A 26,847-nucleotide genomic window follows, 5' to 3' on the forward strand; every position below is an offset into this window, starting at 1 on the left:
GTGAACTCCTAGCGATTGCGGCTCTCTTGGGTCCGACCCCGCGCGACCGTACCGCCGACGAAAGGCTTACAGCAAGAGGCTTGCAATTCACAGCAAGAACTTTCACGGGGTGTATTGACGCGGTATCCCAACTGCCGCACTCTCACGGGTTGTTGAAGCCTGTCCCCTTCCTTTCCGAGCCTTTCGGAGCCGCACATGACCACCAGACACCGGCCCCCGGGTGTCCTCCGCCGCACAGCGGGTGCACTGGCCGCGGGCGCCCTCGCCGTGGCCGGCGTGATCGCCCTCCCGGCCGCGCCCGCACAGGCGGACACCACCGCCAAGGGCGATGTGATCGCCAACCTGTGGGAGTGGAACTGGAACTCGATCGCGTCCGAATGCACGAACGTCCTCGGCCCGGCCGGCTACGGCGCGGTCCAGGTCGCCCCGCCCTCCGAGTCCCTCAAGCAGTCCAGTTACTACTGGTGGGACGTCTACCAGCCGTACTCGTACACCCTGAACAGCCGTTTCGGTACGGCGACCCAGTTCGCGTCGATGGTCGGCGCCTGTCACGCGGCGGGCGTGAAGGTCTACACGGACGCGGTCATCAACCACACCGCCGCGCAGACCGGCACCGGTTACGACGGCACCACGCTCACCGGCAAGTACGACACCCCCGACTGGGACCCGGGCGACTACCACACCTCCGCCGACTGCCCCACCTCCGACCTGACCATCCAGGACTACTCCAACCTCACGCAGGTCCAGAACTGCGAACTGCTCGGCCTGCCGGACCTCAAGACCAGTGCGGACAACGTCCGTTCGGGCCTCGCCGCCTTCCTCAACAAGCAGATCGCCCTGGGCGTCGACGGCTTCCGGGTGGACTCGGCCAAGCACATCCCGGCCACCGACATGGCGGCGATCGTCGCCAGGCTGAACACCACGACGTCCGGTGCGACGCCGTACGTCTTCGACGAGGTCTACCCGGGCTCGACCCCGCAGCCCAGCGACTACTACGGCTCGGGTGACGTCCTCGACTTCACCTACGCGAGCAGGATGAAGTCGGCGTTCCAGGGCAACGTCAGCGACCTGTCCTCCCTGGAGAGCAGCGGCATCCTGCCCGCCGCCAACTCGGTGTCCTTCGTGACCAACCACGACACCGAGCGCAACGGCCTGCACATGAGCTACAAGGACGGCGACAGCTACCGGCTCGCCAACCTCTTCGAGCTCGCCTACAAGTGGTCGACGCCGACCATCTACTCCAGCTGGCAGTGGACGCAGAGCGACCAGGCGCCGCCGAACTCGGCCGGGTTCGTCACCGACACCGACTGCTCCAACGGCTGGAACTGCCTGGACCGGGACACGGCGGTCGTCGGCATGGTGGCCTGGCACAACGCGGCCGGCAGCGCGGCCGTCTCCGACTGGTCGACCAAGTCGTCCTCCGTCATCGGCTTCGGCCGCAGCGGCGCCGGCTTCTTCGCCGTCAACAACGGTTCCTCGTCCGCCACTTACACCTTCGCGACCGGCATGGCGGACGGCACGTACGCGAACGTCGTCGACGGCGGCGCGAGCACGGTGACGGTCTCCGGCGGGAACGCGTCGATCACCATCCCCGCGAAGGACGCGGTCGCCTTCTACAACGCCGACTACACCTGCACGGTCGGCTGCGACGACACAGGTGGCGGTGGCGGCTCCACCCCCACGGTGACGGCCACCTTCAACGAGTACGCCTCCACCACCTCGGGCACCAATGTCTACGTCGTCGGCTCCCTCGACGCCCTGGGCGGCTGGGACACCTCGAAGGCGGTCCAGCTGTCGTCCTCCGGCTACCCGGTCTGGTCGGGCGCGGTGAACGTGCCGATCAACACGTCCTTCACTTACAAATACGTGAAGAAGGACAGCTCCGGGAACGTCACCTGGGAATCGAACGCCAACAGAGCGGCGGCCACGACGACTTCGGCGATCTCGCTGAAAAACTCCTGGAACGTGGCGAGCGACTCGGCCACCGACGTCACCTTCAACGAGTACGCCACCACCGACTGGGGCACCAACGTCTACGTCGTCGGCTCGATCGCGTCCCTCGGCTCCTGGAACACGAGCGACGCGATCCCGCTGTCGTCGGAGTCGTACCCGACGTGGAGCAAGCTGGTGATCGTCCCGAAGAGCACCACATTTGAGTACAAGTTCATCAAAAAGGACAGCTCCGGAACCGTGACATGGGAATCGGGTACCAACCGCTCCTACACCACGGGCAGCTCCTCCGGCTACACGACGAGTGACAGCTGGAAGTAGGCCCGGAAAGATTCCCGCGGCACGGCGCGAACAAATCCGCGGTGTCGTGCATCGAACCTCGTGTAAGGCACCAGAGGACGGCACGGGGCGCAGACCACGCCCCGTGCCTCACGACACGAGTGGAGCGTCGTCGCCGTGAACGAAGACCTGAACACCTACAGCACCGACACCGCCGGGTCCGCGGGCAGGCACCGCGCCCGCCGCGGGATCAGCCGCGCCAAGCTTGCCGGAGGCGCGGCCGCGCTCGCCGGTCTGGGCCTCGTCTGGGCGGGTACCGCCAATGCGGCGACCCCGGCCGCCGCCAAGGCCACGCCCACCTGCTCCGCCGCCGCGCTCAAGGCCACCTTCGGCCAGCAGCTCGCCGGCGGCATGAACCACCAGGGTGTCGTCATCACGCTGCGCAACCTCAGCGGGAAGACCTGTGCGCTGCGCGGCTACCCCGGCCTGGGCCTGGAGAACTCCGCGCACAAGGCGATCACGACCCACACGCACTGGGGCAACACCTGGTACGCCAAGGACCCGGGCAAGAAGACCCTGGTCCTCAAGGACGGCCAGAGCGCCGAGGCCGTCGTCGCCTGGACCCACGCCAACACCGGCACCTCGGGTGCGGTGCACGCCTCCTACCTGGAGATCACCCCGCCCGCCTCGACCAAGCACAAGACGCTGGCGTTCCCCCAGTGGGTCGACCACGCCGACCTCTCGGTCACCGCGCTGGCCACGCACATCAACGTCACTCCGTGACCTAAGGGCTCCGCTGGAAGTGCCGCGATGTGCCGTCTGCCGACTGCGGCGCCGTCGTGGCCGGCCGCGCCCACGCGGCGGAGCCGCATATCGATACAGGCCCGCGCCCCTTACGGGGCGCTGCCGAACCGCCGCGGACTTCGCCAGGCCCGCCTAAGCCCGCGCCCCACCGTCCACCCGCAGGACCGTGCCCGTCACATAGGAGGCGCGGTCGCTGAGCAGCCAGGCGGCGGCCTCGGCGATCTCGTCGGGGTCGGCCGTGCGGCCCAGCGGGGTCGTGGCCCTCATCCGGTCGATGACGCCGGGGGTGGCCTCCTCCCAGGCGCGGACCATCTCGGTGAGCGTGCCGCCGGGGGCGACCGCGTTGACGCGGATGCCCTCGGGGCCGTAGGTGACGGCGGCGGACTCGGTGAGGCTGTTGACGGCGCGTTTCAGGGCGCCGTAGACCGGCAGGACGGGGTTGGCGCCCAGGCTTCCGACGGACGAGTTGTTGACGATCGCGCCGGTGCCGGCGGTGGCCCGGATGGCGTGGACCTCGGCGGTCATGGCGAGCCAGACGCTCTTGAGGTTGACGTCGGTGATGTGGTCGAAGTCGGCCTCGGGGAGTTCGTCCATGGGGCCGGGGTGCTGGATGGTGGCGCCGTTGTTGAAGGCGAGGTCCAGGCGGCCGTAGACCTCCACCGTGCGGTCGACGGCGGCGCGGACGCTCGCCGCGGCGGCCAGGTCGCACACCGTGTAGTCCGCGGTGCCACCGGCCGCGCGGATCTCCTCGGTGACCGTCTTGAGCTGGTCCTCCGTGCGGGCCGCCAGCATGACCCGGGCGCCCTCGCGGGCGAAGAGCCGGGCGGCCGCCGCGCCGATCCCGCGGCCGGCTCCGCTGATGAAGGCGACCTTGCCGGTCAGAAGGCCTGTGTTCACTGTGTTGTCCATGGCTTCGAGCCTGCGTCCGGGCACGGGGCCCATCCAGGCACCGGCGGTACCTGGATGAGGTCGGGCGCCCGGCGCACACTGGATGCGTGGACAAGCAAGAACTCGCTGCTTTCCTGCGCAGCCGACGTGAGCGGATCTCTCCCGCCGAGGTGGGGCTGCCGCGCGGCCCGCGCCGCCGGACGCCGGGGCTGCGGCGCGAGGAGGTGGCGCAGCTGGCGTTCATCTCGACGGAGTACTACACGCGGCTTGAGCAGGCGCGGGGGCCGCGGCCGTCGCGGGAGGTGCTGGGCGGCCTTGCGCGGGCGCTGCGGCTGTCCGACGCCGAGCGCGGCCATCTGCACCACCTCGCCGGAGCTCCGCCGGGACCGCCGCCCGGGCCCTCCCGCGAAGTCCGGCAGAGCATCCTGGACCTGCTGCACCGGCTTCCGCAGGCCGCCGCCTTCGTGACCTCCGCGACCTTCGAGGTGCTGGCCTGGAACGATCTCGCGGCCGCGCTCATGGAGGACTTCTCCGCGCTGCCCCCGCGCGAGCGCAACATCGTGCGCCGAGCCTTCCTCAGCCCGCGCCCGGGCGGCCGGAGGCTCTACGGGCTGTCGGACGTCGACGCCTTCGCACAGCTCTCGGCGCAGCGTCTGCGGGCCGCCGCCGCCCGCTACCCCGGCGCCCCCGAGGTGACCGGACTGGTGGCCGAACTCCTCGCCGGGAGCGAGGAGTTCAGGCGGCTGTGGGAGTCGCACGACGTGTCCGCCGAACCCACCCTGGTCAAGACCTTCCAGCACCCCGTGGTGGGCCCGGTCACCGTCAACTGCGACGCCCTCGACATCACCGACCGGGACCAGCAGGTCGTGATCTACACCGCGACCCCGGGCTCACGCTCCGAGGAGGCGCTGCGGCTGCTGTCGGTGATCGGTACGCAGCGGATGGATCAGCAGGTGGACTTCCCCGCGTAGATCGCGAGGGCGGTGTTGGCGGCCAGGGTGGCGGTGAGCTGGCCGCTGGAATTGACCGTCACCGAGGTGTTCGCCTGCACGTTGCAGTACGTCCCCGCCGGCAGCGAGGTCTGGTACGTGCGGGTCAGCGAGCCCGACTCGTGGTTGATGGCGACGTAGCCCTTGGCGCCCCGCCCGAAGGCGATCGCGTCGGCTCCGTCGTCCCACCAGTTCGTCACCGACTCGCCGCGTACCGCGTTGCGGAAGGCCACCATGCGGATGATCTCCGGCCAGGCGTGCTGGCACTTCCAGCCGTCCTGCCAGCAGGCGTTGACCGTACCGCCGTTGGGCGGGCCCGCGTCGGCGTCGGTCCACTCGTAGCCGGAGTTGATGTCCGGGGCGCCGTAGGGATAGGCGAGCATGAAGACGTTGGCCAGGGTGTAGTTGGCGCCGTCCTTGTAGTTGAGGGTGGAGCCGTTGCGCTCGGTGTCGTGGTTGTCGACGAAGACGCCGGCGACCGAGCTGCTCATGTACCCCCAGCCCTCGCCGTAGTTCTTCAGGTAGGCGAGGTTCTCGTTGTTGAAGACGCGCTTGAGGTCGTAGGCGTAGCGGAACTCCTGGACGTCCCCGTTGCCGGTGTACTCGGTCGGCTGGACGGCCTCGCCGCTGCCGTAGATGACCTCCTGCTTCCAGTAGGCCGACGGGTTGGTGAGCCGGGTCTTGATGTTGGCCAGGTCCTCGGCCGGGATGTGCTTGGCCGCGTCGATCCGGAAGCCGTCGACGCCCAGGCTCAGCAGGTCGTTCATGTAGCCGGCGATGGTCTTGCGGACGTACTCCTCGCCGGTGTCCAGGTCGGCCAGGCCGACCAGTTCGCAGTGCTGGACGTTCCAGCGGTCGGAGTAGTTCGAGACGGAGGAGGTGCAGTCGTCGAAGTCGTAGGAGGAGTACAGGCCGGGGTAGTCGTACTTCGTGTACGACGAGCCGCCGGTGCCGGTGCCGCTGCCCGCCGACATGTGGTTGACGACCGTGTCGACGACCACCTTCACACCGGCCGTGTGGCAGGTGTTCACCATGTTCTGGAAGGCCGTGCGGTCGCCGAGCCGGCCCGCGATCTTGTAGGACACCGGCTGGTACGACGTCCACCACTGCGAGCCCTGTATGTGCTCGGCGGGCGGGGAGACCTGGACGTATCCGTAGCCGGCGGGGCCCAGGGTGGCGGTGCACTCCTTGGCGACCGAGGCGTAGTTCCACTCGAAGAGGACGGCGGTGACGTCCTTGGTGCCGGGCGGGGAGGCGGCCGCGACGGACGGGGTCATGACAACGCTACAGGCGGCCAGCGCCAGCGCGGCGGAGAGGGTCTTGGGTGCCATGTGGGGGTTCCTTCGTCTTTGAAGGCGCCGTTGAAGGCTCTTGCTGAAAGGTTGCTGAAACCTTGCGGTTGCGCAGATGTTAAGGGCCCGCTCCCCGAATGGGTAGCGGGCCCTCAGAAGTTGCCGCAAGAAGTTACCGATTGACGGTCCGTCAGGCGGTCGTCCACCACACGGTGGTGTCGGCCGGCAGCTTCGCCTCGCCGCCCGCCTCGGTCACCTCACCGCTGGTCAGGAGCACCCGCCCGTACGCCGGAGTGGTCACCGACTCCCCGCTGGTGTTCGCGACGCACACGAACTCCCCGCGCCGGAAGGCGAGTACGCCCTCCGGGGCGCGCAGCCACTCCACCGCCTCGCCCGCGCCCAGATCGGACTGTGTACGACGGACGCGCAGCGCGGTGCGGTACAGCTCCAGGGTGGAACCGGCCACCCCGGTCTGCGCCTCGATGCTCAGCTCGCCCCAGCCCGCGGGCTGCGGCAGCCAGCTGCCCCCGCCGCCGAAGCCGTACGACGAGCCCTCCCGTGTCCACGGGATCGGCACCCGGCAGCCGTCCCGGAAGCCGTCCTGCCCGGCGCCACGGAAGTACGCGGGGTCCTGCCGGACCTCGTCGGGCAGGTCGACGACGTCCGGAAGACCCAGCTCCTCGCCCTGGTAGATGTACGCCGATCCGGGCAGCGCGAGCATGAGGAGGGTGGCCGCCCGCGCCCTGCGCAGGCCCAGCTCCCGGTCTCCGGCCGTGCGGATCTGGGTGCCGAGGCCGGGCGGGTTGGCGAACCGGGTGGCGTGCCGGGTGACGTCGTGGTTGGAGAGGACCCAGGTGGCGGGGGCGCCGACCGGGCGCATCGCCTCCAGGGTGCGGTCGATGACGGTGCGCAGTTCCTTCGCGTCCCAGTCGGTGCTCAGATACTGGAAGTTGAAGGCCTGGTGCAGCTCGTCCGGGCGGACGTAGTTGGCGGTGCGCTCCACGGTCGGCGTCCAGGCCTCGGCGACGAAGATCCGTTCGCCCGCGTACTCGTCGAGGACGTGCCGCCACTGCCGGTAGACCTCGTGCACACCGTCCTGGTCGAAGAACGGCATGACATCGTTGCCCAGCAGCTTCAGCTGGTCGGCGCCGCCGAGGTCCGGGAGGCCCTCCGCCTTCACCAGGCCGTGTGCCACGTCGATACGGAAGCCGTCCACGCCCATGTCCAGCCAGAAGCGCAGGATGGAGCGGAACTCGTCGCCGACGGCGGGGTGCTCCCAGTTGAAGTCGGGCTGCTCCGGGGCGAAGAGATGCAGGTACCACTCCCCGTCCGCCACCCTCGTCCAGGCCGGGCCGCCGAAGATGGACTCCCAGTCGTTGGGCGGGAGTTCGCCGTTCGCGCCCTTGCCCGGACGGAAGTGATAGCGCTCCCGCAGCGGCGAGCCGGGGCCCTCCGCCAGCGCCCGCTTGAACCACTCGTGCTGGTCGGAGGAGTGGTTCGGGACCAGGTCGACGATGATCCTGAGGCTCAGTTCGTGGGCGTCCCGGATCAGCGCGTCCGCGTCGAGCAGGTTGCCGAACATCGGGTCCACGGCCCGGTAGTCGGCGACGTCGTAGCCGGCGTCGGCCTGCGGGGAGGCGTAGAACGGGCTGAGCCACACGGCGTCGACACCGAGGTCACGCAGATACGGGAGTCTGGAACGTACGCCCTCCAGGTCCCCCATCCCGTCGCCGTTGCTGTCGGCGAAGCTGCGCGGATAGACCTGGTAGATCACCGCGTCCCGCCACCAGTCGCGGCGACGGGCGACGGTGGTCGTGGCGGTGGCCGGTGCGGCGGATTGCTGCTGGCTCATGGCGTCCTTGATGTGTAACGGAGTCATCGGGTCAGAGGTGGATACGGATACGGGTGGGGTGACGAGGCGGCCGCGGTCACAGCGGGGTCGGATGGTGACCACGGCCGCCACCCCGCGCCCCGTGGGGCAGCGCCCCGTAAGGGGCGCGGGGAACTGCGCGACCAGCCACGACGGCGCCGCACCCGAACGACGGCCGGGGCAGCTTTTCCGGCGGCCGGCGTCAGCCCTTCGTGCCGCCCGCGGTAAGCCCGGTCACCAGGTTCTTCTGCACGAGGTAGAAGAACACGGCCACCGGTATCGCGATCAGCACCGCCGTCGCGGTCATCAGGTTGCGCTGTGCGTCGTGCTCGCTGATGAAGCTCTGCAGCCCCACGGCGAAGGTGTACTTGTCGTCGCTGAGCATGAACGTGGAGGCGAAGGCGACCTCCCCGAAGGCGGTGAGGAAGTTGTAGAACGCGGCGACCGCGAGACCCGGCTTCGCGAGGGGCAGAATCAGCCGGATGAAGGTGCCGAAGGGCGAGAGCCCGTCGACCCGGCCGGCCTCGTCGATCTCGAAGGGGATCGTGTCGAAGTAGCCCTTGAGCAGCCAGGCCGTGTAGGGGACGACGGTGGTGCAGTAGACCAGGATCAGGCCGAGGTAGCTGTCGATGAGGCCGAGCCGCGACAGGATCTGGTACATCGGCACGATCAGGACCGCGATCGGGAACATCTGGGTGACCAGCAGCAGCCACATGAACTTCCGGTAGCCCGGGAAGCGCATGCGGGAGACGGCGTAGCCGGTGGTCGAGGCGAGGATCAGCCCGATGACCGTGGTGCCGCCGACGACGATCATCGTCGTCCTGAACCAGTCCCAGAAGCCGGTGTGCTGGAGGACGAAGGAGTAGTTGTCCAGCGTCATCTTGTGCCAGATGCCGCTCGGATGGAGGTAGTCGTCCTTGTCCGGGCCGAGGGAGAGGAAGATCAGCCAGCCGACCGGGAAGAACGCGATCAGGCTCGCGACGCCCAGGATGCCGTGGGTGACGGCGGTGCCGAGCGGGCCGCGCTCGTCCCGGCGGCGGGCACGGCGCGGACTGCTGGTCACAGGGGCCTCCTCGGCGACCTGGGCGGAGGTCTCGACAGTGGTCGTACTCATGGGAACTCCTGCCTCAGATCGCGAGCTGCTGGTCGTTGCGGTTGAGCCAGCGGCGGTAGAAGGAGGTGAAGACGATCAGGACGGCCAGCAGCAGCATGCCGTAGGCGGCGGACTGGGCGAAGTCACGCGGCTGCTGTCCGAAGCCGAGGTAGTAGGCCCAGGTGACCAGGATCTGCGCGTCCGGGGCGGTGTTGCCGAACAGCAGGAAGATGACGGCGAACTGGTTGAACGTCCAGATGATGCCGAGCAGGACGACCGTGGAGCTGACGGACCTGAGCCCCGGCAGGGTGACGTACCGGAAGCGCTGCCAGGCGCTCGCGCCGTCCATCTCGGCGGCCTCGTAGAGCGTGCCGTCGATGGCCTGGAGGCCGCCGAGCAGCGAGAGCATCATGAACGGCACACCGCACCAGGTGTTGACGAGGATGGCGGCTGCCCGCTGCCAGAAGGTGTCCTCCAGCCAGTCGGGTTGCGGCAGATGGAGGAAGTGGAGGGCCGCGTTGATGATCCCGCCGTCGGCGAGCATGAACCGCCAGCCGAAGACGGTGACGAAGGTGGGCACCGCCCAGGGCAGCACCAGGACCATGCGGTAGAAGGTGCGGCCGCGGAACTTCTCGTTGAGCAGCAGGGCCAGGCCCAGGCCGATGGTGTAGTGCAGGGTGACGCAGAGCGCGGTCCAGACGATCGTCCAGACGAAGTGCGACCAGAAGCGGTCGTAGGACGTCGGGCCGAACAGGATGTCCTTGTAGTTGTCCAGGCCGATGAACTTGTAGGTGGCGTCGATGTGGTTGACGCCGATGGTGCGGGCGGTGTTGAGGCTGTTGGCGTCCGTCAGCGTCAGGTAGAAGCCGTATACCAACGGGTAGATGACGAGCGCCCCGAGCACGACGGCCACGGGGGCGATCATCGCGTAGGCGTACCAGTATTTCTGGTAGTTGTTGCGGAACCGCCGGCCCAGCCCGGGGCGGGGCGCGCGGTCTCCGTGGCGCTTGCCGGTCGCGCGGTCGATGGCGACTGTCATGGTTCGACACCTTCTGGGTTTTCCGGGATCGGGCTGGGCACAGGCCGGTGGCCGCCGGATCCCTTCCCCCGTGTTCCAGGGGATCCGACGGCCACTCGGGGCTTACTTGCTGAAGTCGGGGACGAGCTTCTCGATCCCGAGTTCGGCGGTGCTCAGGCCCTTGTCGAGGGACTCCTTGCCGCCGGCGATCTTGGTCAGCTCGGTGCCGACCGGACCCCACAGCGAGGAGTACTCGGCGAGCGCCGGGCGCGGCTGCGCGGAGGAGAGGACGGCCTGGTAGCCGGCGATGCCCGGGTCGGCCTTGACCTCGGCGGTGTAGGCGTCGGAGCGGGTCGGCAGGGTGGAGTTCTTCAGCGCGATCTGCGTCTGGGTCTTGGCGGAGGTCATGAAGGCGACGAACTTCTCGGCGGCTTCCTGGTGGGCCTTGTCGATGCCGGCGTAGATGGAGAGGTTGTGGCCGCCGGTCGGGGCGCCCGCCTTGCCGGTGGAGCCGGCCGGGACGGTGGTGATGCCGAGGTTGGACTTGTCGCTGAACGCGGAGCCCTTGTAGAAGTTGGTGATCTCCCAGGGGCCCTCGATGGTCATGGCGACCTTGCCGTTGACGAAGGCGTCCTGGCGGTGGGCGTAGGCGTCGGCGGTGGTGTCCGCCTTCTGCAGGCCCTTGCCGGAGTAGAGGTCCAGCCAGGTCTGGTAGCCCTTTTCGGCCGCCGCCGAGGTGATGGTGATCTTCTTGGCGGAGGCGTCGACCATGTCGGTGCCCTCGCCGTAGAGGAAGGGCTGCGTGTAGTACGCGGCCTCGGGGCCCCAGTAGCCGGTGACCTTGGCCTTGGCCTGGATCTTGGCGGCGTCGGCCTTCACCTCGTCCCAGGTCCCCGGGGCCTCGGCGATGCCGGCCTTCTTCAGCAGGGCCTTGTTGTAGACGAGCGCGAGGGTGTCGGTGACCAGCGGGACGCCGTAGGTCTTGCCCTCGTACTGGGCCTGGGTGATCAGGCTGGACTGGAACTTGTCCTTGTCCGCGAGCGCGCTGGTGCCGTCCAGCGGCAGGAAGTAGCCGGCCTTGGCGAAGGCGGGGGTCCAGCCGACCTCGGAGCGCAGCACGTCGGGGGCGCCCTTGCCGGACTGGGCCGCCGTGTCGAACTTGTTCTGCGCCTGGTCGAACTGGACGTCGACGTAGTTGACCTTGATGTCCTTGTTCGCGGCTTCGAACTCCTTGACCAAGGCCTTGTACGTCGGTGCCTCATTGGTGGCGTTGGAGGTGTCCCACCAGGTGATGGTGACCGGGCCGTCCGACTTGCTGTCGCTGTCGCTCCCGCCGCACGCCGTCGCCGTGAGGGCGAGGGACGCCACCAGCGCGGAGGCCGCTATGCCACGCCGCATGAGTTCTCCTTGAGGGTGAAAAGCCCGAGTGATGCGAGGGCGGCCCCGTCCGCCGTCCTCGCCGTCGTGCCGACAGCGCCGTTGCGGCGGCCGGGCGTCAGGGAACGTAACAGCGATGTAAGCGCGACGAAAGACCTTGCAGCAAAAAAGTGCAAGAGATCTCCGAAGTTATCCGGGCGTGACCTGTCGGCGACCGCCGTGAGACGCTTGCTTGCTGCTTGTTTACGGCGGTAGAGCGCTACGAGGGCCACTTGTGCAAGACTCTGCAAGCTCTTGCCATCACGTTTCACGAGGGAGTGCGATGACGCAGCAGCCCGCACCGGGCCGCCCCCCAGGCCGCATCAGGCGCCCGATCGGTGTGCAAGGGGACATACGGCCGGTACAGTCCAGTGCCGTGACCACACGGCTTGCCGACATCGCAGCGCAGGCGGGGGTGAGCGAGGCGACCGTCAGCCGGGTCCTCAACGGGAAGCCGGGCGTCGCCGCCACCACCCGCCAGTCCGTGCTCGCCGCCCTGGACGTGCTCGGCTACGAGCGTCCGGTACGGCTGCGGCAGCGCAGCGAGGGCCTGGTGGGGCTGATCACCCCCGAGCTGGAGAACCCGATATTCCCGGCCCTGGCCCAGGTCATCGGGCAGGCGCTGACCCGGCAGGGCTACACCCCCGTGCTCGCCACCCAGACCCCCGGCGGCTCCACGGAGGACGAGCTGACCGAGATGCTGGTGGACCGCGGGGTCGCCGGCATCATCTACGTCTCCGGCCTGCACGCGGACACGACCGCCGACATGCAGCGCTACGAGCGGCTACGGGCGCAGGGCGTGCCGTACGTCCTCGTGGACGGCTTCTCGCCCAAGGTGCAGGCGCCGTTCATCTCCCCCGACGACCGGGCGGCGATGACCCTGGCGGTCACGCACCTGGCGTCCCTGGGGCACACGAGGATCGGCCTCGCTCTCGGCCCGAAACGCTTCGTCCCCGTGCAGCGCAAGATCGAGGGCTTCGTACGGGCCATGCAGGACCAGTTGGGGCTGCCGGCCGGGACGATCGAGACCGAGCTGGTGCAGCACTCCCTCTACACCCTGGAGGGCGGTCAGGCGGCGACCAGCGCGCTGATCGACCGCAACTGCACGGCGATCGTCTGCGCCAGCGACATGATGGCCCTCGGCGCGATACGGGCGGCCCGGCAGCGGGGGCTGGACGTCCCCAAGGACATCTCGGTGGTCGGTTTCGACGACTCCCCGCTGATCGCCTTCACCGACCCGCCGCTCACCACGATCCGCAAGCCGGTCCCGGCGATGGGGCAGGCCGCGGTGCGCACCCTGCTGGAGGAGATCGGGGGGACGCCGGCTCCGCACAGCGAGTTCGTTTTCATGCCGGAGTTGGTGGTACGCGGTTCTACGGCGGCAGTACCGGGGAAGTAGTCGCCCCGCCGTAGAACATGCACCGTGAACCCAACCTTGGGATGATCTGTCGGAGACTTCTTTTCTGGCAGACTCTGTGCCTATGAGTGACTCGACCGTGACAGAGCCGGAAGGTCGTGCACAACAGACCCTTCCGCGGACCGTCACGGGCGAGGGAGAGCAGGGGTTCCTGCGCCGGCTGCGCACGCCGCGCCGGCCCCGGCTCTGGTTCGAGATCCTGCTGATCGCGGTGAGTTACTGGACCTACTCGCTCATCCGCAACGCGGTCCCGGAGCAGAAGGCGCAGGCGCTGCGCAACGCGGACTGGATCTGGCGGGCCGAGCACCATCTGGGGATCGCCGTCGAGAACTCGGTCAACCACGCGGTGAACTCGGTGACTTGGCTGATCGTCGGGATGAACTACTACTACGCGACACTGCACTTCGTGGTGACGCTGGGTGTGCTGGTGTGGCTCTACCGCAGCCATCCCGGCCGCTACGCGGCGGCCCGCCTCGCCCTCTTCGCCACGACGGGCGTGGCCCTCCTCGGCTACTACCTGTTCCCGCTCGCCCCGCCGCGGCTGATGAACGGCGACGGCTTCATCGACACGGTGATGCTCCACCACACGTGGGGTTCGATGGCCTCCGGCGACCTCAAGCACATGTCCAACCAGTACGCCGCGATGCCGTCCATGCACATCGGCTGGTCCCTGTGGTGCGGCCTGACGATCTTCGCCCTGGCATCGGTGCCCTGGGCACGCGTCCTGGGCCTCCTCTACCCGACGGCGACCCTGCTGGTCATCGTCGCCACGGCCAACCACTTCTGGCTCGACGCGGCGGGCGGCATGCTCTGCCTGACCTTCGGCGTCACCCTGGCGGGCCTGTGGTACGGCACCCTGCCCCACGCATTACCGAAACAGGCGTAGCCCGGCGAGTGCCGCGGCGGTGCTCGGCCGCGGTGGCGGAGTTCGGCGGTGCCGGAGTGGGCTCAGTCCGTCGGCCGTTCACTCCCCCCGGTGCACCACGTACCCCCCGGTCACCGTCACTCGTACCGGTGCCTCCGTCAGTTCGTCCGCGGGAGCCGATACCGGGTCCACCGCGAACGCGGTCAGGTCGGCCCGGTAGCCCGGTGCGATGCGGCCCGCCACCTCGGCCTCGCCCGCCGCGCGCGCCGCATGGCTGGTGCAGCCCTCCAGGGCCTCCAGGCCCGTCAGGCCCGAGCGGGCCGACGCGGCGCCGCGCGGGGCGCGGGCGGTGGCGAGTACGGTCCGTACGTCGTAGTGGGCGATCGGCCAGTCCGAGCCCAGGGCGACCGTCGCGCCCGCGTCGCGGAGGTCGCGCAGGCGCCAGGCGTGGGCGGCGCGGTCCGCGCCCAGCCGGCGGGACCACTCGTCCGTACCGTCGGCCCGGGTGTACGCCGTGTGCGGCGGCTGCATCGACGCGGCCACCCCCAGCTCCGCGAAGCGGGGCAGGAGGTCGTCCGGGGCCGTTTCGATGTGCTCCACCCGGTGCCGGCCGGCCGCCCCCTCCCCCAGCCCCGCCACCACGTCCAGGACATGCCGTACCGCCGCGTCCCCGATCGCGTGCGTCGCCGTGCGTACCCCGGCCGCGTGCAGCGCCCGTACCGCCGCCGCGTACGCCTGCGGGTCCGGCCAGAACGCCGCCGTCCCCTGCCCGTGGCAGTCCGCGTGCTCCAGCCAGGCCGTGCCGCCCTCCACGGTCCCGTCCATGAAGAACTTGACCCCGTCGACCACCCAGTGCCGCCCGCCCCGGCCCTGCGCGGCGACCAGTTCCGCCAGCCCGGCCTCGTCCACGCCCGGCATGCACCAGGGCGCGAACCTCAGCCGCAGCGGCAGCACGGTCTCCCGGGCCACCGCCCCGACCAGCTCCGCGTCCCCCGCGTCCATGACGTGCGCCCCGGTCAGCCCGGTGGCCGCCATCGCGCCGAGGAGCTCCACGAGCCGGGCCCGGCGGGCCGCGTACGAGGGGCGGGGCATGACCCGCTCGACCAGTTCCATCGCCGCGTGTTCGACGAGGTGCCCGGTCGGCCGGCCCGCGCCGTCGCAGACCACCTGCGCGCGCTGCGCGAACACCCGCGGCCCGGCGACCTCGGCGGCGGCGAGCGCCGGACCGGTGACGAGGGCGGAGTGGCCGTCGTACAGGCGCAGGAAGGCCGGGGCGTCGCCGAGCACGTCGGCCACCAGGTCGTGGTGGACGGGACGGCCCTCGAACGCGTTGTGGTCGAGGCCGTACCCGATCACCCAGCCGTCGACCCGGCCCGCTCCGGCCAGCGCCGCCCGCAGTCCCGCCAGATCCGTCACCCCCGACAGGTCCGTGCCCGTCGCCATGTCGAGGCCCCACACCGGGTGGCTGTGCGCGTCCACCAGGCCCGGCACCAGGTGGGCGCCGTCCAGGGCCACGACCTCCGTGCCCGGCCCCCGCCAGCCGGGGACGTCCCCTTCGTCGCCGACGGCGGCGATCACCCCGTCGCGCACGGCGACCGCGGTGGCGAACGGGCGGGCGGGGTCCAGGGTGCGGACCCGGGCGCCGGTGAGGACCAGGTCGGGGGCGGCGGTCATGGCGGGGCGAACTCCTTCGTTCGGTACGGTCATTCGGCGGGCTCGGCGGCGAAGTCCGCGTACACGGCGGGCCGTTCGCGGCGCAGCCACCAGGCGAGGCCGAGGCCCGCGACGAAGACGGCGGGCGCGATGACGATCAGGACCGTGTTGACCGTGCCGGAGGCGCCGGTGAACACGTCGATGTGGGTGATGACCAGCCCTATGGCGGTGGCGAGCAGGACGGCGGCGACGGTCGGCGCCACCACGGTGCGCAGCGTGCCCTCGTCGTGCCGTACCCGGCGGAAGTAGCAGGGCACGGCGATCGCGGCGAGCAGCTGGAGGGCGAACAGGCCGATCATTCCCGGGGTGTTGACCCACAGCAGCAGCTGGTTGTACGGGTCGGCGCCCGCCGCCCAGAAGCCCAGCACGACCACCAGGCCGATGACGGTCTGCGCGACGCCGGCCCGGTAGGGGGAGCGGTGCCGCGGGTGGATCGTGCCGAGCGCCCTGGGCAGGACGCCCTCCTCGGCGAGGGCGAGGGCGTAGCGGTTGATGGCGTTGTGGAAGGCGAGCAGCGAGGCGATGATGCTGGTGACGATGAAGAGGTGCATCAGGTCGGCCGCCCAGCCGCCGACGTAGGTGGTGATGGCGGTGAAGAAGAGGCCGCCGGGGTCCTTGGCCGCCGCCGCGACGACCTCCTCGTTGCCGAAGGCCTGGATGACGATCCACACCATGAGCGCGTAGAAGAGGCCGAGGAAGGCGACGGCCGCGTAGGTGGCGCGCGGGACCGTGCGCTCGGGGTCGCGGGCCTCGCGGCGGTAGATGACGGTCGACTCGAAGCCGGTGAAGGCGGCGAAGGCGAAGGCCAGGACGACGGCCGTACCGGAGACGAACACGTGGTCCGGGGCGAAGGAGGCGCCGGACAGTCCGTGGGCGCCGCCCTTGACCAGCACTCCGCCCGCGAGCAGGACGAGGATCCCGGTCTCGGCGACCAGCAGCACGCCCAGCACCTTGGCGCCGAACTCGATGGAGCGGTAGCCGCCGTAGCCGATGAGGAGCAGTCCGGCGAGGGCGATCGGCAGCCAGGGGACGTCGACGCCGAACAGCGCCTTCGCGGTGTCCCGCCCGGCGCTGCCGAGCAGTCCGTAGACGCCGATCTCCATGCCGTTGTAGCCGATCAGCGCGAGCAGCGCGGCGCCGATGCCGACGGGGCGGCCGAGGCCTCGGGTGATGTACGCGTAGAACGCGCCGCCGCTCCTGACGTGGCGGCTCATGGTGGTGAAGCCGACGGCGAAGACGGCGAGGGTGATGCCGGCGATCAGGTAGCCGGCCGGGGCGCCGATGCCGCCGAGCAGGACGGCCAGCGGGGCGACGCCGGCCATCACGGTGAGCGGGGCGGCGGCGGAGATGACGAAGAAGGCGATGTCGGAGGTGCCGAGCGAGCCGGAGCGGAGCGTCGCCACGGCGGGTGGCGTGCTCTCCTCGCGAGCGGTGACGGACATGGGGAGGAGCCCTTCGAGCGCGACGGACGGGAGGGTTCCGGGCGTGCGGGATGACCGGCGCTACCGGGGCATGGCTGCCCCGGACCCGTAAATCTAAAGCCTTTCGGTTTTGGCAATGTAGCCTCCTCCTGGACATCCGGGAAGCCCCGTTTCACACCTTCAGGAGAGAACACGCTGATGGGACGGCCGCGCACCCCGCTCCTCGACCGGGAGCGGATCACCACGACCGCGCTGCAACTCGTGGACGAGCAGGGCGACTTCAGCGTCCCGGGGATCGCGAAGCGGCTCGGCACGCAGGCCGGCTCGCTGTACCACCACGTGGACGGCCGTGACGGCATCGTCGAGCTGCTGCGCGAACGCGTCGCCGCCGTGATCGACCCCGCGACCCTGGATCTGACCCCCTGGGACACCGCGCTGGAGGCCTGGGCCCGCTCCTACCGGGCCGCGTTCGCCGCGCACCCGAAGGCGATCCCGCTCCTGATGACCTCGCCGGTGCGGGCCCCCCGGGTCCTGGAGCAGTACGAGCGCGCGGTCACGGTGCTGCTGGACGCGGGCTTCGCCGCCGCGGACGTGATGCCGCTGCTGATCGCCCTGGAGAACCTGGTACTGGGCTCGGCACTGGACCTGGCGGCGCCGGAGACGATGTGGGAGCTGTCCACGCGGACCCCGACCCCGCGGCTGGCCGAGGCCCTGGCCGCGGTGGCGGACCGCCGCGCGGACCGGGCCTTCGAGGTGGGGCTGACGGGGCTCATGAACCACGCACGGGCCATGCTCACTTGACGGTCGCCCCGGCCGCCGCCCGCAGCGCGTCGAGGAACGCCTCCCGCGCGGGCTGCGGCGGCGCGGTCTCCCGTACCGCCACGTGGATCGCGCGCACCGGCACGGGGTCGCGCACCTCCCGTACCACCACGCCCGGATGCCGGCTGCCGAGCCCGAGCCGGGGCACCAGGCTCACCCCGAGCCCGGCGGCGACGAACCCCTGCGCGGTGACATAGTCCTCGCTGTCCACGACGAACCGGGGCCGGAACCCGGCGGCCTCGCAGGCGTCGAACTGCGCGTCCAGACAGGGCCCGGGCCACTCGCTGCCGACGAACTCCTCCTCCGCCAGCTCGGTCAGCCGCACACTGCGCCGCCCGGCGAGCCGGTGCCCGCGCGGCAGCACGGCGAGATAGGGGTCGTCGAGCAGCCGTACCAGCCGTACGCCGGTCTCCGGCCGGTCCTCGGCCCGCACCAGGAGCGCCAGGTCCGCCCGGCCCTCCTTCACGTCGGCCAGCGGCTCCTCGGAGTCGCGGGACAGCCGCAGTTCGAGCCGCACCCCGGGGTGTTCCGCGCGCAGCCGGGCGACCGCCGGGGCGACCAGGGCCGCCCCCGCCGTGGCGAAGTACCGCACCGACAGCCGCCCGGTGCGCCCCGCGAGCAGGTCGGCCAGGGCGGCCTCGGCCTCGGCGACCTGCCGGGCCACCGTGTCGGCGTACCCGGTGAGCAGCAGCCCGGCGGCGGTGGGCCGCACCCCCCGCCCGACCCGCTCCAGGAGCGCGGCCCCGGCCTCCTTCTCCAGCGCGGCGATCTGCTGGCTCACCGCGGAGGGCGTGTAGCCGAGGGTGGCCGCCGCGCCGGTCACCGATCCGTCGGCCACCACGGCCCGGAGCATCTGCATCCGTCGCACATCCAGCATGCAGTACAGCTTAACGGTGCATGCACAACCTTTCACTTGTCCTGATGGGTCGGGGCGGGCACGGTGGGAGCCATGCCGCTCGCCTCGACCGTCCGGATGGCCGCCCTGGCCCTGCTCTGGGGTTCCGGTTTCCTCTGGATCAAACTCGCCCTGAACCACGGCCTGTCCCCCGCCCAGATCACCATCGTGCGCTGCGCCCTGGGCACCGCGGTCCTGGCCCTGCTGGCCCGCAGGGCCGCCCAGCGCCTCCCGAACTCCCGTGCCTTGTGGGGCCACTTGGCGGTCGCCGCCCTGTTCTGCAACGCCATCCCCTTCGCCCTGTTCGCACTGGGCGAGCGGTCGGTCGACTCGGGCATCGCGGGCGTCCTGAACGCCACGACTCCCCTGTGGTCCCTGCTCATCGGCCTCGCCGTCGGCACCGACCGCGGCCTGTCCGGCACCCGCCTGACCGGCCTCCTCGTGGGCTTCGCCGGTACGGTCCTGATCTTCGCGCCCTGGCACCGCTCCGGCCTCCTGAGCTGGGGCGCGCTGTCCCTGCTCGGGGCGGCGGCCAGCTACTCGGTGGCGTTCGCGTACATGGCCCGCCATCTCACCGGCCGGGGCGCCCCGTTGGCGGTCTCGGCCGCGCAACTCCTGACGGCCACGGCATGGAGCACGCTGGGGCTGCCGTGGGCGGGCCCGGTGGACACGGACGCCGTCGGAATCCTCGCGGTCACGGCCCTGGGCGTCCTGGCGACGGGCGTCACCTTCTACCTCAACTACCGCCTGATAGCCGACGAAGGCGCGACCAGCGCGGCAACGGTCGGCTACCTGCTACCGGTGGTGTCGGTGGCCCTGGGCGCCCTGATCCTGGACGAGCACATCGGCCGGCGGGTGGTGGCGGGCATGGTGGTCGTGTTGACCGGGGTGGCCTTGACACGCCGCCAACCGGAGCGCCCCGCAAGGGGCGCGGGGCCGTATACATCAGCGGCTCCGCCGCGGGGCGCGACCAGCCCCCACACACCCGCACCCGCACCCGCACCCGCACCCGCACCCGCAACACGACCGAACGCCCCCGAACCAAACACCTAGGCCCCGTAGAAAAGCTCCTCCACAACCACCCGAGCCCGCCGCGCAGTCCGCCGGTACGCATCCAGCATGTCCCCCGCATGCCCGTCCCCGTACCCCAGATACCGGCCCACCGCGGCCAACTCCCGGCTCTCCGGAGGAAACGTGTCGCCGGCCCGCCCCCGCACCAGCATCACCGCGTTCCGCACCCGCGTGGCCAGCACCCACGCCTCGTCCAGTGTCGAGGCCTCCTCGGCCCCCAGCAGCCCCGCCGCGCACGCCGCGGCCAGCGCCTCGCGGGTCCGGGTGGTCCGCAGCCCCGGCTCGGCCCAGCCGTGCCGCAGCTGGAGCAGCTGCACGGTCCACTCGACGTCGGACAGCCCGCCCGGCCCGAGCTTGGTGTGCAGCTTGGGGTCGGCCCCGCGCGGCAGCCGCTCGGACTCCATCCGGGCCTTCAGCCGCCGGATCTCGCGTACCGCGTCCTCGCCGAGCCCCTCCGCCGGATACCGCAGCGGGTCGATCAGCTCGATGAACCGGCTCCCCAGCTCCTCGTCCCCGGCCACCGGTTCGGCCCGCAGCAGGGCCTGCGACTCCCACACCAGGGACCACCGGCGGTAGTACGCCTCGTAGGACTTGAGCGTGCGCACCAGCGGCCCGGACTTGCCCTCGGGCCGCAGGTCGGCGTCGATCAGCAACGGCGGGTCGGCGCTGGGGATCTGGAGCAGCCGCCGCATCTCGGAGACGACCTTGTTCGCCGCGTCGGCGGCCTCCCGCTCGGCCACGCCCTCCCGCGGCTCGTGCACGAACAGCACGTCCGCGTCGGAGCCGTAGCCCAGCTCGTGGCCGCCGAACCGGCCCATGGCGATGATCGCGAACCGGGTCGGCAGGGTGTCGCCCCAGCCGTCGCGGACCACCGCCCGCAGCGTGCCGGCCAGCGTCGCCGCCGTGAGGTCGGAGACCGCGCCGCCGACCCGGTCCACCAGGGCGCCCTGGTCGGCCAGGGCGGGATTGGTCTCGGTGCCGTAGGAGTCGACGATGTCGGCGGCGGCCGTACGGAACAGCTCGCGGCGGCGGACACCACGCGCGGCCCGGACCCCGTCCTCGGCGTTGTCCGCGCGGCCGACGGCGGCGAGGATCTCCCTTTCCAGCTGGGCGTGTTCACGGGGTTCGAGACCGCCGCCGGGTCCGCCGCCCTCGCGGGCACCGTCGCCGTCGCCGAGCAGGGCGACCGCTTCGGGGGCGCGCATCAGCAGGTCGGGGGCGAGCCGGCCGGCCGACAGCACCCGGGCGAGGTTCTCGGCGGCGGCGCCCTCGTCCCTGAGCAGCCGTAGGTACCAAGGGGTCTTGCCTAGGGCGTCGGAGACCTTGCGGAAGTTCAGCAGGCCCGCGTCCGGGTCGGCGGAGTCGGCGAACCAGCCCAGCAGGACGGGCAGCAGGGTGCGCTGGATCGCGGCCTTGCGGGTGACGCCCGAGGCGAGGGCCTCCAGATGGCGCAGGGCGGCTGCCGGGTCGGCGTAACCGAGCGCCTCCAGGCGTTCCCGGGCCGCCTTCGGGCTCAGCCTGGCCTCGCCGGTGGCGAGTTGGGCGACGGCGTCGAGCAGCGGGCGGTAGAAGAGCTTCTCGTGCAGGCGGCGTACGACACCCGTGTGCCGCTTCCACTCGCGGATCAGCTCGGTCTCCGGGTCGGTGCGCAGGCCCAGCGAGCGGCCGAGGCGGCGCAGGTCGGCCCGGTCCTCGGGGACCAGGTGGGTGCGGCGCAGCCGGTAGAGCTGGATGCGGTGCTCCATGGAGCGCAGGAAGCGGTAGGCGTCGTCGAGTTGGGTGGCGTCGGCGCGGCCGACGTAGCCGCCGGCGGCGAGGGCCTGGAGGGCGACGAGGGTGGTGCCGGAGCGGATGGTGGCGTCGGCCCGTCCGTGCACCAGCTGGAGGAGCTGGACGGCGAATTCGACATCGCGCAGGCCGCCGGGGCCGAGCTTCAGCTCGCGGTCGACCTCGGCGACGGGGATGTTCTCCACGACCCGGCGGCGCATCTTCTGCACGTCGCTGACGAAGTTCTCGCGCTCGGCGGCCGTCCAGACCAGCGGTTCGAGGGCGTCGATGTACTCCTGTCCCAGTTCGCGGTCGCCGGCGACCGGGCGGGCCTTGAGCAGGGCCTGGAACTCCCAGGTCTTGGCCCAGCGCTGGTAGTAGGCGAGGTGGCTGCTGAGGGTGCGCACCAGCGGGCCGTTCCTGCCCTCGGGACGCAGATTGGCGTCGACCGGCCAGATCGAGCCCTCCACCGTCGTCTCGGAGCAGATCCGCATCATGTGCGAGGCGAGCTTGGTGGCGGAGCGCAGGGCCTTGGCCTCGTCGGCGCCGGCGGCGGCCTCGCCGACGAAGATGACGTCGACGTCGGAGACGTAGTTCAGCTCGTGGCCGCCGCACTTGCCCATGGCGATCACCGCGAGCCGGCAGCCGGCGGCGTCCTCGGGCGCGGCGCGCTCGGCCAGGGCGAGGGCGGCGCGCAGGGTCGCGGTGGCGAGGTCGGCGAGCTCGGCGGCGGTCTCGGCGACGTCGGTGGTGCCGCACACGTCCCGGGCGGCGATGGACAGCAGGCAGCGCCGGTAGGCGACCCGGAGGCCGACCGGGTCGCGGGCCTCGGCCAGGCCGCGCTCGAACTCCGCCACCCCGGGGTGCAGGTCCCGGGGCTCGTAGGTGACCAGGGCCTCCCAGTCCCGCGGATGCCGGGCCAGGTGGTCGGCGAGGGCCGCGGAGGCACCGAGGACGCCCAGCAGGCGGTCCCTCAGCGGCTTGGCCGCTATCAGGGTGTCGAGCAGCTCCCGGTGGGCGGTGGGACCGGGCTGGGCCTCCAGCAGCCGTACCAGGCCGTGCAGGGCGAGATCCGGGTCGGCGGTGGCACCCAGTGCCTCCAGGAGGACCGGGTCGTCGCGTACGGCCGCCAGCTCGGGGCTGTCCAGCAGCCGCTCGGCGGCCGAGGCATCGGTGAAGCCGTGCCGCAGCAGTCGCGTGAAGGTACTGCTCCTGCGCCCCGGCGTCATCCGCGGCCTCCCCAGGGATCGAGAACCGGATCAAGGTCGTCCACGCCAGAGCCTAACCGCAGACCCTGTCACGGGCGCCGATGAGTTTCCGGCGGGATCGTGGTCGGTACCGGGTACGCATCGGCAGGAAACCGAAGGAGGCATCATGCGCGAACCCGAGGGTGTGCTGGACGCCCGCTACAGCAGCCCCGGCATCCGGGCGCAGGACTGGTCCGAGGCGGAGAAGCTGCTCACCGGCGCCGAGCTGTTCTGGCTCTCCACGGTTCGGCCGGACGGGCGGCCGCATGTCACCCCGCTGCTCGCGGTGTGGCACGACGGCGCCCTGCACTTCAGCACCGGCGCCGACGAACGCAAGGCGCGCAACCTCGCCGGGAACCCGCACGTCGTCCTGACCACCGGCACCAACAGCTGGGACAAGGGGTACGACCTGACCGTCGAGGGCGAGGCGGTGCGGGTCACCGACGACGGCCGGCTGCGCGGGCTGGCGGCGGCCTGGGAGGCGAAGTACGGCCCCGTCTGGCACTACGAGGTGGCCGACGGCTGCTTCCACCACGGGGCCGGCCGGGCCCTGGTCTTCGCGGTGCGGCCCCGCAAGGTCCTCGGCTTCGGCAAGGGCGAGCCGTTCAGCCAGACGAAGTGGACCTGGACCGACTAGGCGTCCTGCGGGAGCAGTTCACCCGCTCTTCATCCGTCTGGCCGGGTGCGGTGGGACGGGGGATTATTGGCGTGTGCATGCTCTGTCCGCACCGCCACCAGCCCCTCCCTTCTCCAGCACCGGAGGTTGATGTGTCCGGCAGTTCCGCACGTTCGGCGACGCTGCGCCGAGCCCGTACGGCGGTGGCCTCCGCCACCGCCTTCACCGCGGCCGCGATCGGCCTGTGGACCGGGCTCGGCGGCACGTCCGCGCACGCCGCGAGTGCCGTACCGACCCCGGACCACGTGATCGTCGTGGTCTTCGAGAACCACGCCTACAGCCAGGTCATCGGCTCCTCCAGCGCCCCGTACATCAACTCGCTGGCGACCGGCGGCGCCAATCTGACCCAGATGTACGCCGAGACCCACCCGAGCCAGCCCAACTACTTCGCCCTGTTCTCCGGCGCCACCCAGGGCATCACCGACGACGGCTGCTACACCGCGGGCTTCTCCTCGGCGGCGAACCTCGCCTCCGAGCAGCTTGCGGCCGGCCGCACCTGGGCCAGCTACAACGAGACCCTGCCCAGCCAGGGCTCGACCACGTGCAGCAGCGGCACCTACGCGCGCAAGCACAACCCGTGGTTCGGCTTCAGCAACGTACCGACGTCGACCGCGAAGACCTTCACCCAGTTCCCCACCGACTACACCACCCTCCCCCAGCTCTCCTTCGTCGTCCCCAACCTGTGCAGTGACATGCACGACTGCTCGGTGTCCACCGGTGACACCTGGCTGAAGAACAAGCTCGGCGCCTACGCGACCTGGGCCAAGACCCACAACAGCCTCCTCGTCGTCACCATGGACGAGGACAACCGCCTGGCCGGCAACCGCATCCCGACGGTCCTGTACGGACAGCCGGTCACGGCGGGGTCGACCTCCTCCACCACCTACAACCACTACGACCTGCTGCGCACCCTGGAGGACAGCCAGGGCCTGAGCGCGCACGCGGGCAACGCGGCCTCGGCCGACGACATCACCGGGATCTGGGCGTCCTGACGTGTATGTAGCGGACAGCCGCGCGAGCACTCCGGCGGCGTCCGCGGAAGGTACCGCCCGGCCGGCGCCGGCCGGGCGGTACCGCACCGCGGTCGCCCCCACCGTCCTCGCCCTCGGCACGGTCAGCCTGATCACGGACGTGTCCTCCGAGATGGTGACAGCGGTCCTCCCGCTGTACCTGGTGACGGGCCTGGGCCTGTCCCCGCTGGGCTTCGGGCTCCTGGACGGCGTCTACAACGGCTTCTCGGCGGTCGTACGCCTGGTCGGCGGCCACCTCGCCGACCGCGGCGGCGGCCGGCACAAGTGGGTGGCGGGCGCGGGGTACGCGCTCTCGGCGCTGTGCAAGCCCCTGCTGCTGATCGCCCACACCCTGACCCCCATCGGCCTGGTCCTCGCGGCGGACCGCACGGGCAAGGGCCTGCGCACGGCTCCGCGCGACGCCCTGATCTCCCTCTCCAGCACCCCGGAGACCCGGGGCCGTGCCTTCGGCGTGCACCGGGCGATGGACACGGCGGGCGCCCTGTTCGGCCCCCTGGTGGCGTTCCTGATCCTGCGGGCGACGGTCGACGGCTACGACGCGGTGTTCACGGTGAGCTTCTGCGTGGCGGTGGTCGGGGTACTGGTCCTGGTGCTGTTCGTGCCCGGAGGCCGTACCGAGGCGGCCCCTTCCGGCACACGCCCCACTCTGCGGGCCGCGCTCGCCCTCCTCACCCACCGCGACCTGCGCCGGATCACGGTCTGCGCCCTGCTCCTCGGCCTGGCGACGGTGAGCGACTCCTTCGTCTACCTGCTGCTGCAACACCGGCTCGGCGTCCCGGACCGCTGGTTCGCCCTCCTCCCCCTCGGTACGGCGGCCGCGTTCCTCCTTCTGGCCGTCCCCCTGGGCCGGCTCGCGGACCGCTGGGGCCGCTGGCGGGTGTTCCTGGCGGGCCACGGAGCCCTGCTGCTGGCCTACGCCCTGCTGCTCACGTCCTGGCACGGCACCGCCCTGCCCTATGCGGTGCTGGCCCTGCACGGCACCTTCTACGCGGCGACCGACGGTGTCCTGATGGCGGTCGCCTCGGACAGCGTCCCGGAGGCGCTGCGCTCGTCGGGCCTGGCGCTGGTCCAGACGGGCCAGGCGGGGGCACGTTTCGCCTGCTCACTGGCGTTCGGCGCGGCGTGGACGCTGTGGGGCGACCGTACGGCGCTGCTGCTGGCCACGGCCGCCCTCGCCGCCTGCGCCGGATACGCCGTGTCCCTGCGCCCCTTCCGGAAGGCCGCCGTATGACCCCGCCGACCCCGATGACCCTGAGGTCCCGCGTCCTGATCCTCCTCTCGGCGCTGGCGGTCCTGGCGGCCGTGGCCCTGGCCTCCGTGCTGCACGCCTCGGCACGGGCGGAGCGCCACGACCAGACCCAGGCGGGCGGCCCGAAGGTCACCGCGGGGACGGTCACCCTGACCGCCCCCGGCCGCATGGTCTTCCGCAACATGGCATGGGGCCCGCACCGGGACGAACTGACCACGGTCCCGGCGTCGGATCCGTCCGCTCCCCGCACCGCGTCGGGCGTCAAGTGCCTGCGTTTCTACACGGCCGCGGGCACGGGAGTCTGCCTCCAGGCCGTCCACGGCCCGGTCTCGGACACCTACCGCGCCCTGATCCTGGACGCGAAGCTGCACACGAAGGCCCGTTTCGACGTCCCGGGCATCCCGTCCCGGGCCCGGGTCTCCCCCACCGGCCACTACGCGGCCTGGACGGCGTTCGTGGGCGGCGACTCGTACGCGGGCACGAACTTCTCGACGCGCACGGCGATCGTCGACACCCGCACCGGCGAACTGATCCCGTCCCTGGAGGCGTTCCGCGTCCTGAAGGACGGCCACGCGTACCACTCGGCGGACGTCAACTTCTGGGGCGTGACGTTCGCTCCGGACGACCGCACCTTCTACGCGACGCTGGCGACGAAGGGCACGACGTACCTCGTGCGCGGCAACCTCCGCACCCGCACGGTGACCACACTCCACCCCAACGTCGAGTGCCCGTCCCTCTCCCCCGACGGCACCCGCATCGCGTACAAGAAGCGTGTGAAGGGCCTCCCCAAGGACGCCCCCTGGCGCCTGTACGTCCTGGACCTGAGGACGATGCGCGAGACGCCGCTGGCGGAGACCCGGAGCGTGGACGACCAGGCGGTCTGGAAGGACGCACGTACGGTCGTGTACGCGCTGCCGGGCGACTACGGGGCGGACCTGTACGCGATCCCGGCGGACGGATCGGGCAAGCCGCACCGGATCAGCGTCTCGGCGGTGTCACCGGCGTACGTCGGTCCGTAGCCGCCCCGGGTGAATGTGGGGCCCTCTCCCGGGCGGTTGCGACTCGAAGGCGTCCGCC

Annotated in this window: 21 protein-coding genes; 11 read left to right on the top strand and 10 right to left on the bottom strand. The window is 71.1% G+C overall.

Annotation, left to right across the window (positions count from 1 at the left end):
* Window positions 1-195 precede the first annotated feature (195 nt).
* Both ACFWXC_RS39930 and ACFWXC_RS39935 read left to right on the top strand, forming a co-directional pair.
* The gene (locus tag ACFWXC_RS39930; protein WP_384486848.1) at window positions 196-2,271 is read left to right on the top strand and encodes a carbohydrate-binding module family 20 domain-containing protein; all 2,076 of its coding nucleotides are present in this window, start codon (window positions 196-198) and stop codon (window positions 2,269-2,271) included.
* Window positions 2,272-2,406: 135 nt separating this feature from the next.
* Window positions 2,407-3,012: a DUF4232 domain-containing protein gene (locus ACFWXC_RS39935; RefSeq protein ID WP_384486850.1), complete on the top strand. Its 606-nt coding sequence runs from the start codon at window positions 2,407-2,409 to the stop codon at window positions 3,010-3,012.
* Window positions 3,013-3,165: 153 nt separating this feature from the next.
* On the opposite strand, the gene ACFWXC_RS39940 is transcribed toward ACFWXC_RS39935, so the two are convergent.
* Window positions 3,166-3,942 carry an SDR family NAD(P)-dependent oxidoreductase gene (locus tag ACFWXC_RS39940; protein ID WP_384486852.1) on the bottom strand — a complete coding sequence of 259 codons (777 nt, stop codon included), beginning with the start codon at window positions 3,940-3,942 and terminating at the stop codon, window positions 3,166-3,168.
* 86 nt (window positions 3,943-4,028) lie between these two features.
* On the opposite strand from ACFWXC_RS39940, the gene ACFWXC_RS39945 reads away from it, so the two are divergent.
* Window positions 4,029-4,892, top strand: a complete 864-nt coding sequence (locus ACFWXC_RS39945; protein ID WP_384486854.1) for a helix-turn-helix transcriptional regulator — start codon at window positions 4,029-4,031, stop codon at window positions 4,890-4,892.
* Here the strand turns inward: ACFWXC_RS39945 and ACFWXC_RS39950 are convergent.
* The 5 genes from ACFWXC_RS39950 to ACFWXC_RS39970 form a co-directional block, all read right to left on the bottom strand.
* Window positions 4,868-6,241: an alpha-amylase family protein gene (locus ACFWXC_RS39950; protein ID WP_384486856.1), complete on the bottom strand. Its 1,374-nt coding sequence runs from the start codon at window positions 6,239-6,241 to the stop codon at window positions 4,868-4,870. The genes ACFWXC_RS39945 and ACFWXC_RS39950 overlap by 25 nt on opposite strands.
* 151 nt (window positions 6,242-6,392) lie before the next feature.
* The gene (locus ACFWXC_RS39955) at window positions 6,393-8,054 is read right to left on the bottom strand and encodes a glycoside hydrolase family 13 protein (RefSeq protein ID WP_384486858.1); all 1,662 of its coding nucleotides are present in this window, start codon (window positions 8,052-8,054) and stop codon (window positions 6,393-6,395) included.
* 220 nt (window positions 8,055-8,274) lie between these two features.
* On the bottom strand, window positions 8,275-9,186 hold the full coding sequence (locus ACFWXC_RS39960; RefSeq protein WP_384486860.1) for a sugar ABC transporter permease: 912 nt from the start codon (window positions 9,184-9,186) through the stop codon (window positions 8,275-8,277).
* 13 nt (window positions 9,187-9,199) lie between these two features.
* Window positions 9,200-10,204, bottom strand: a complete 1,005-nt coding sequence (locus tag ACFWXC_RS39965; RefSeq protein ID WP_384486862.1) for a carbohydrate ABC transporter permease — start codon at window positions 10,202-10,204, stop codon at window positions 9,200-9,202.
* A gap of 102 nt (window positions 10,205-10,306) precedes the next feature.
* Window positions 10,307-11,581 (bottom strand): extracellular solute-binding protein, encoded by a 1,275-nt coding sequence (locus ACFWXC_RS39970; protein WP_384486864.1) that lies wholly within the window; start codon window positions 11,579-11,581, stop codon window positions 10,307-10,309.
* A 394-nt stretch (window positions 11,582-11,975) separates the two neighbouring features.
* On the opposite strand from ACFWXC_RS39970, the gene ACFWXC_RS39975 reads away from it, so the two are divergent.
* Both ACFWXC_RS39975 and ACFWXC_RS39980 read left to right on the top strand, forming a co-directional pair.
* Window positions 11,976-12,998, top strand: coding sequence for a LacI family DNA-binding transcriptional regulator (locus tag ACFWXC_RS39975; protein WP_384486866.1), 1,023 nt, complete (start codon window positions 11,976-11,978; stop codon window positions 12,996-12,998).
* Window positions 12,999-13,080: 82 nt separating this feature from the next.
* On the top strand, window positions 13,081-13,902 hold the full coding sequence (locus ACFWXC_RS39980) for a phosphatase PAP2 family protein (protein WP_384486868.1): 822 nt from the start codon (window positions 13,081-13,083) through the stop codon (window positions 13,900-13,902).
* Window positions 13,903-13,980: 78 nt separating this feature from the next.
* Here the strand turns inward: ACFWXC_RS39980 and ACFWXC_RS39985 are convergent, their stop codons facing one another.
* Both ACFWXC_RS39985 and ACFWXC_RS39990 read right to left on the bottom strand, forming a co-directional pair.
* Entirely contained in the window at window positions 13,981-15,555 is a 1,575-nt protein-coding gene (locus tag ACFWXC_RS39985; protein WP_384486870.1) for an amidohydrolase, read from the bottom strand.
* Between the two features lie 29 nt (window positions 15,556-15,584).
* Window positions 15,585-17,036 (bottom strand): APC family permease, encoded by a 1,452-nt coding sequence (locus tag ACFWXC_RS39990; protein WP_384486872.1) that lies wholly within the window; start codon window positions 17,034-17,036, stop codon window positions 15,585-15,587.
* Between the two features lie 177 nt (window positions 17,037-17,213).
* On the opposite strand from ACFWXC_RS39990, the gene ACFWXC_RS39995 reads away from it, so the two are divergent.
* On the top strand, window positions 17,214-17,816 hold the full coding sequence (locus tag ACFWXC_RS39995; RefSeq protein WP_384486874.1) for a TetR/AcrR family transcriptional regulator: 603 nt from the start codon (window positions 17,214-17,216) through the stop codon (window positions 17,814-17,816).
* Here ACFWXC_RS39995 and ACFWXC_RS40000 read toward each other — a convergent pair.
* Window positions 17,809-18,711 (bottom strand): LysR family transcriptional regulator, encoded by a 903-nt coding sequence (locus ACFWXC_RS40000; RefSeq protein WP_384486876.1) that lies wholly within the window; start codon window positions 18,709-18,711, stop codon window positions 17,809-17,811. The two genes, ACFWXC_RS39995 and ACFWXC_RS40000, sit on opposite strands and share 8 nt — an antisense overlap.
* Window positions 18,712-18,783: 72 nt before the next feature.
* Between ACFWXC_RS40000 and ACFWXC_RS40005 the strand changes: the two genes are divergently transcribed.
* Window positions 18,784-19,782, top strand: coding sequence for a DMT family transporter (locus tag ACFWXC_RS40005; protein ID WP_384486878.1), 999 nt, complete (start codon window positions 18,784-18,786; stop codon window positions 19,780-19,782).
* Here the strand turns inward: ACFWXC_RS40005 and ACFWXC_RS40010 are convergent.
* On the bottom strand, window positions 19,779-22,796 hold the full coding sequence (locus tag ACFWXC_RS40010; protein WP_384486880.1) for a bifunctional [glutamine synthetase] adenylyltransferase/[glutamine synthetase]-adenylyl-L-tyrosine phosphorylase: 3,018 nt from the start codon (window positions 22,794-22,796) through the stop codon (window positions 19,779-19,781). The genes ACFWXC_RS40005 and ACFWXC_RS40010 overlap by 4 nt on opposite strands.
* Window positions 22,797-22,941: 145 nt before the next feature.
* On the opposite strand from ACFWXC_RS40010, the gene ACFWXC_RS40015 reads away from it, so the two are divergent.
* The 4 genes from ACFWXC_RS40015 (at window position 22,942) to ACFWXC_RS40030 (ending at window position 26,789) form a co-directional block, all read left to right on the top strand.
* Window positions 22,942-23,451 (top strand): pyridoxamine 5'-phosphate oxidase family protein, encoded by a 510-nt coding sequence (locus ACFWXC_RS40015; protein WP_384486882.1) that lies wholly within the window; start codon window positions 22,942-22,944, stop codon window positions 23,449-23,451.
* Between the two features lie 131 nt (window positions 23,452-23,582).
* On the top strand, window positions 23,583-24,482 hold the full coding sequence (locus ACFWXC_RS40020; protein ID WP_384486884.1) for an alkaline phosphatase family protein: 900 nt from the start codon (window positions 23,583-23,585) through the stop codon (window positions 24,480-24,482).
* Window position 24,483: 1 nt separating this feature from the next.
* Window positions 24,484-25,752, top strand: coding sequence for an MFS transporter (locus ACFWXC_RS40025; RefSeq protein WP_384486886.1), 1,269 nt, complete (start codon window positions 24,484-24,486; stop codon window positions 25,750-25,752).
* Window positions 25,753-25,766: 14 nt separating this feature from the next.
* Complete coding sequence (locus ACFWXC_RS40030) at window positions 25,767-26,789, top strand: TolB family protein (protein ID WP_384486948.1); 1,023 nt, start codon at window positions 25,767-25,769, stop codon at window positions 26,787-26,789.
* Window positions 26,790-26,847: the final 58 nt, after the last annotated feature.

This window comes from Streptomyces sp. NPDC058683, from assembly GCF_042716195.1.
Taxonomy (GTDB): domain Bacteria; phylum Actinomycetota; class Actinomycetes; order Streptomycetales; family Streptomycetaceae; genus Streptomyces.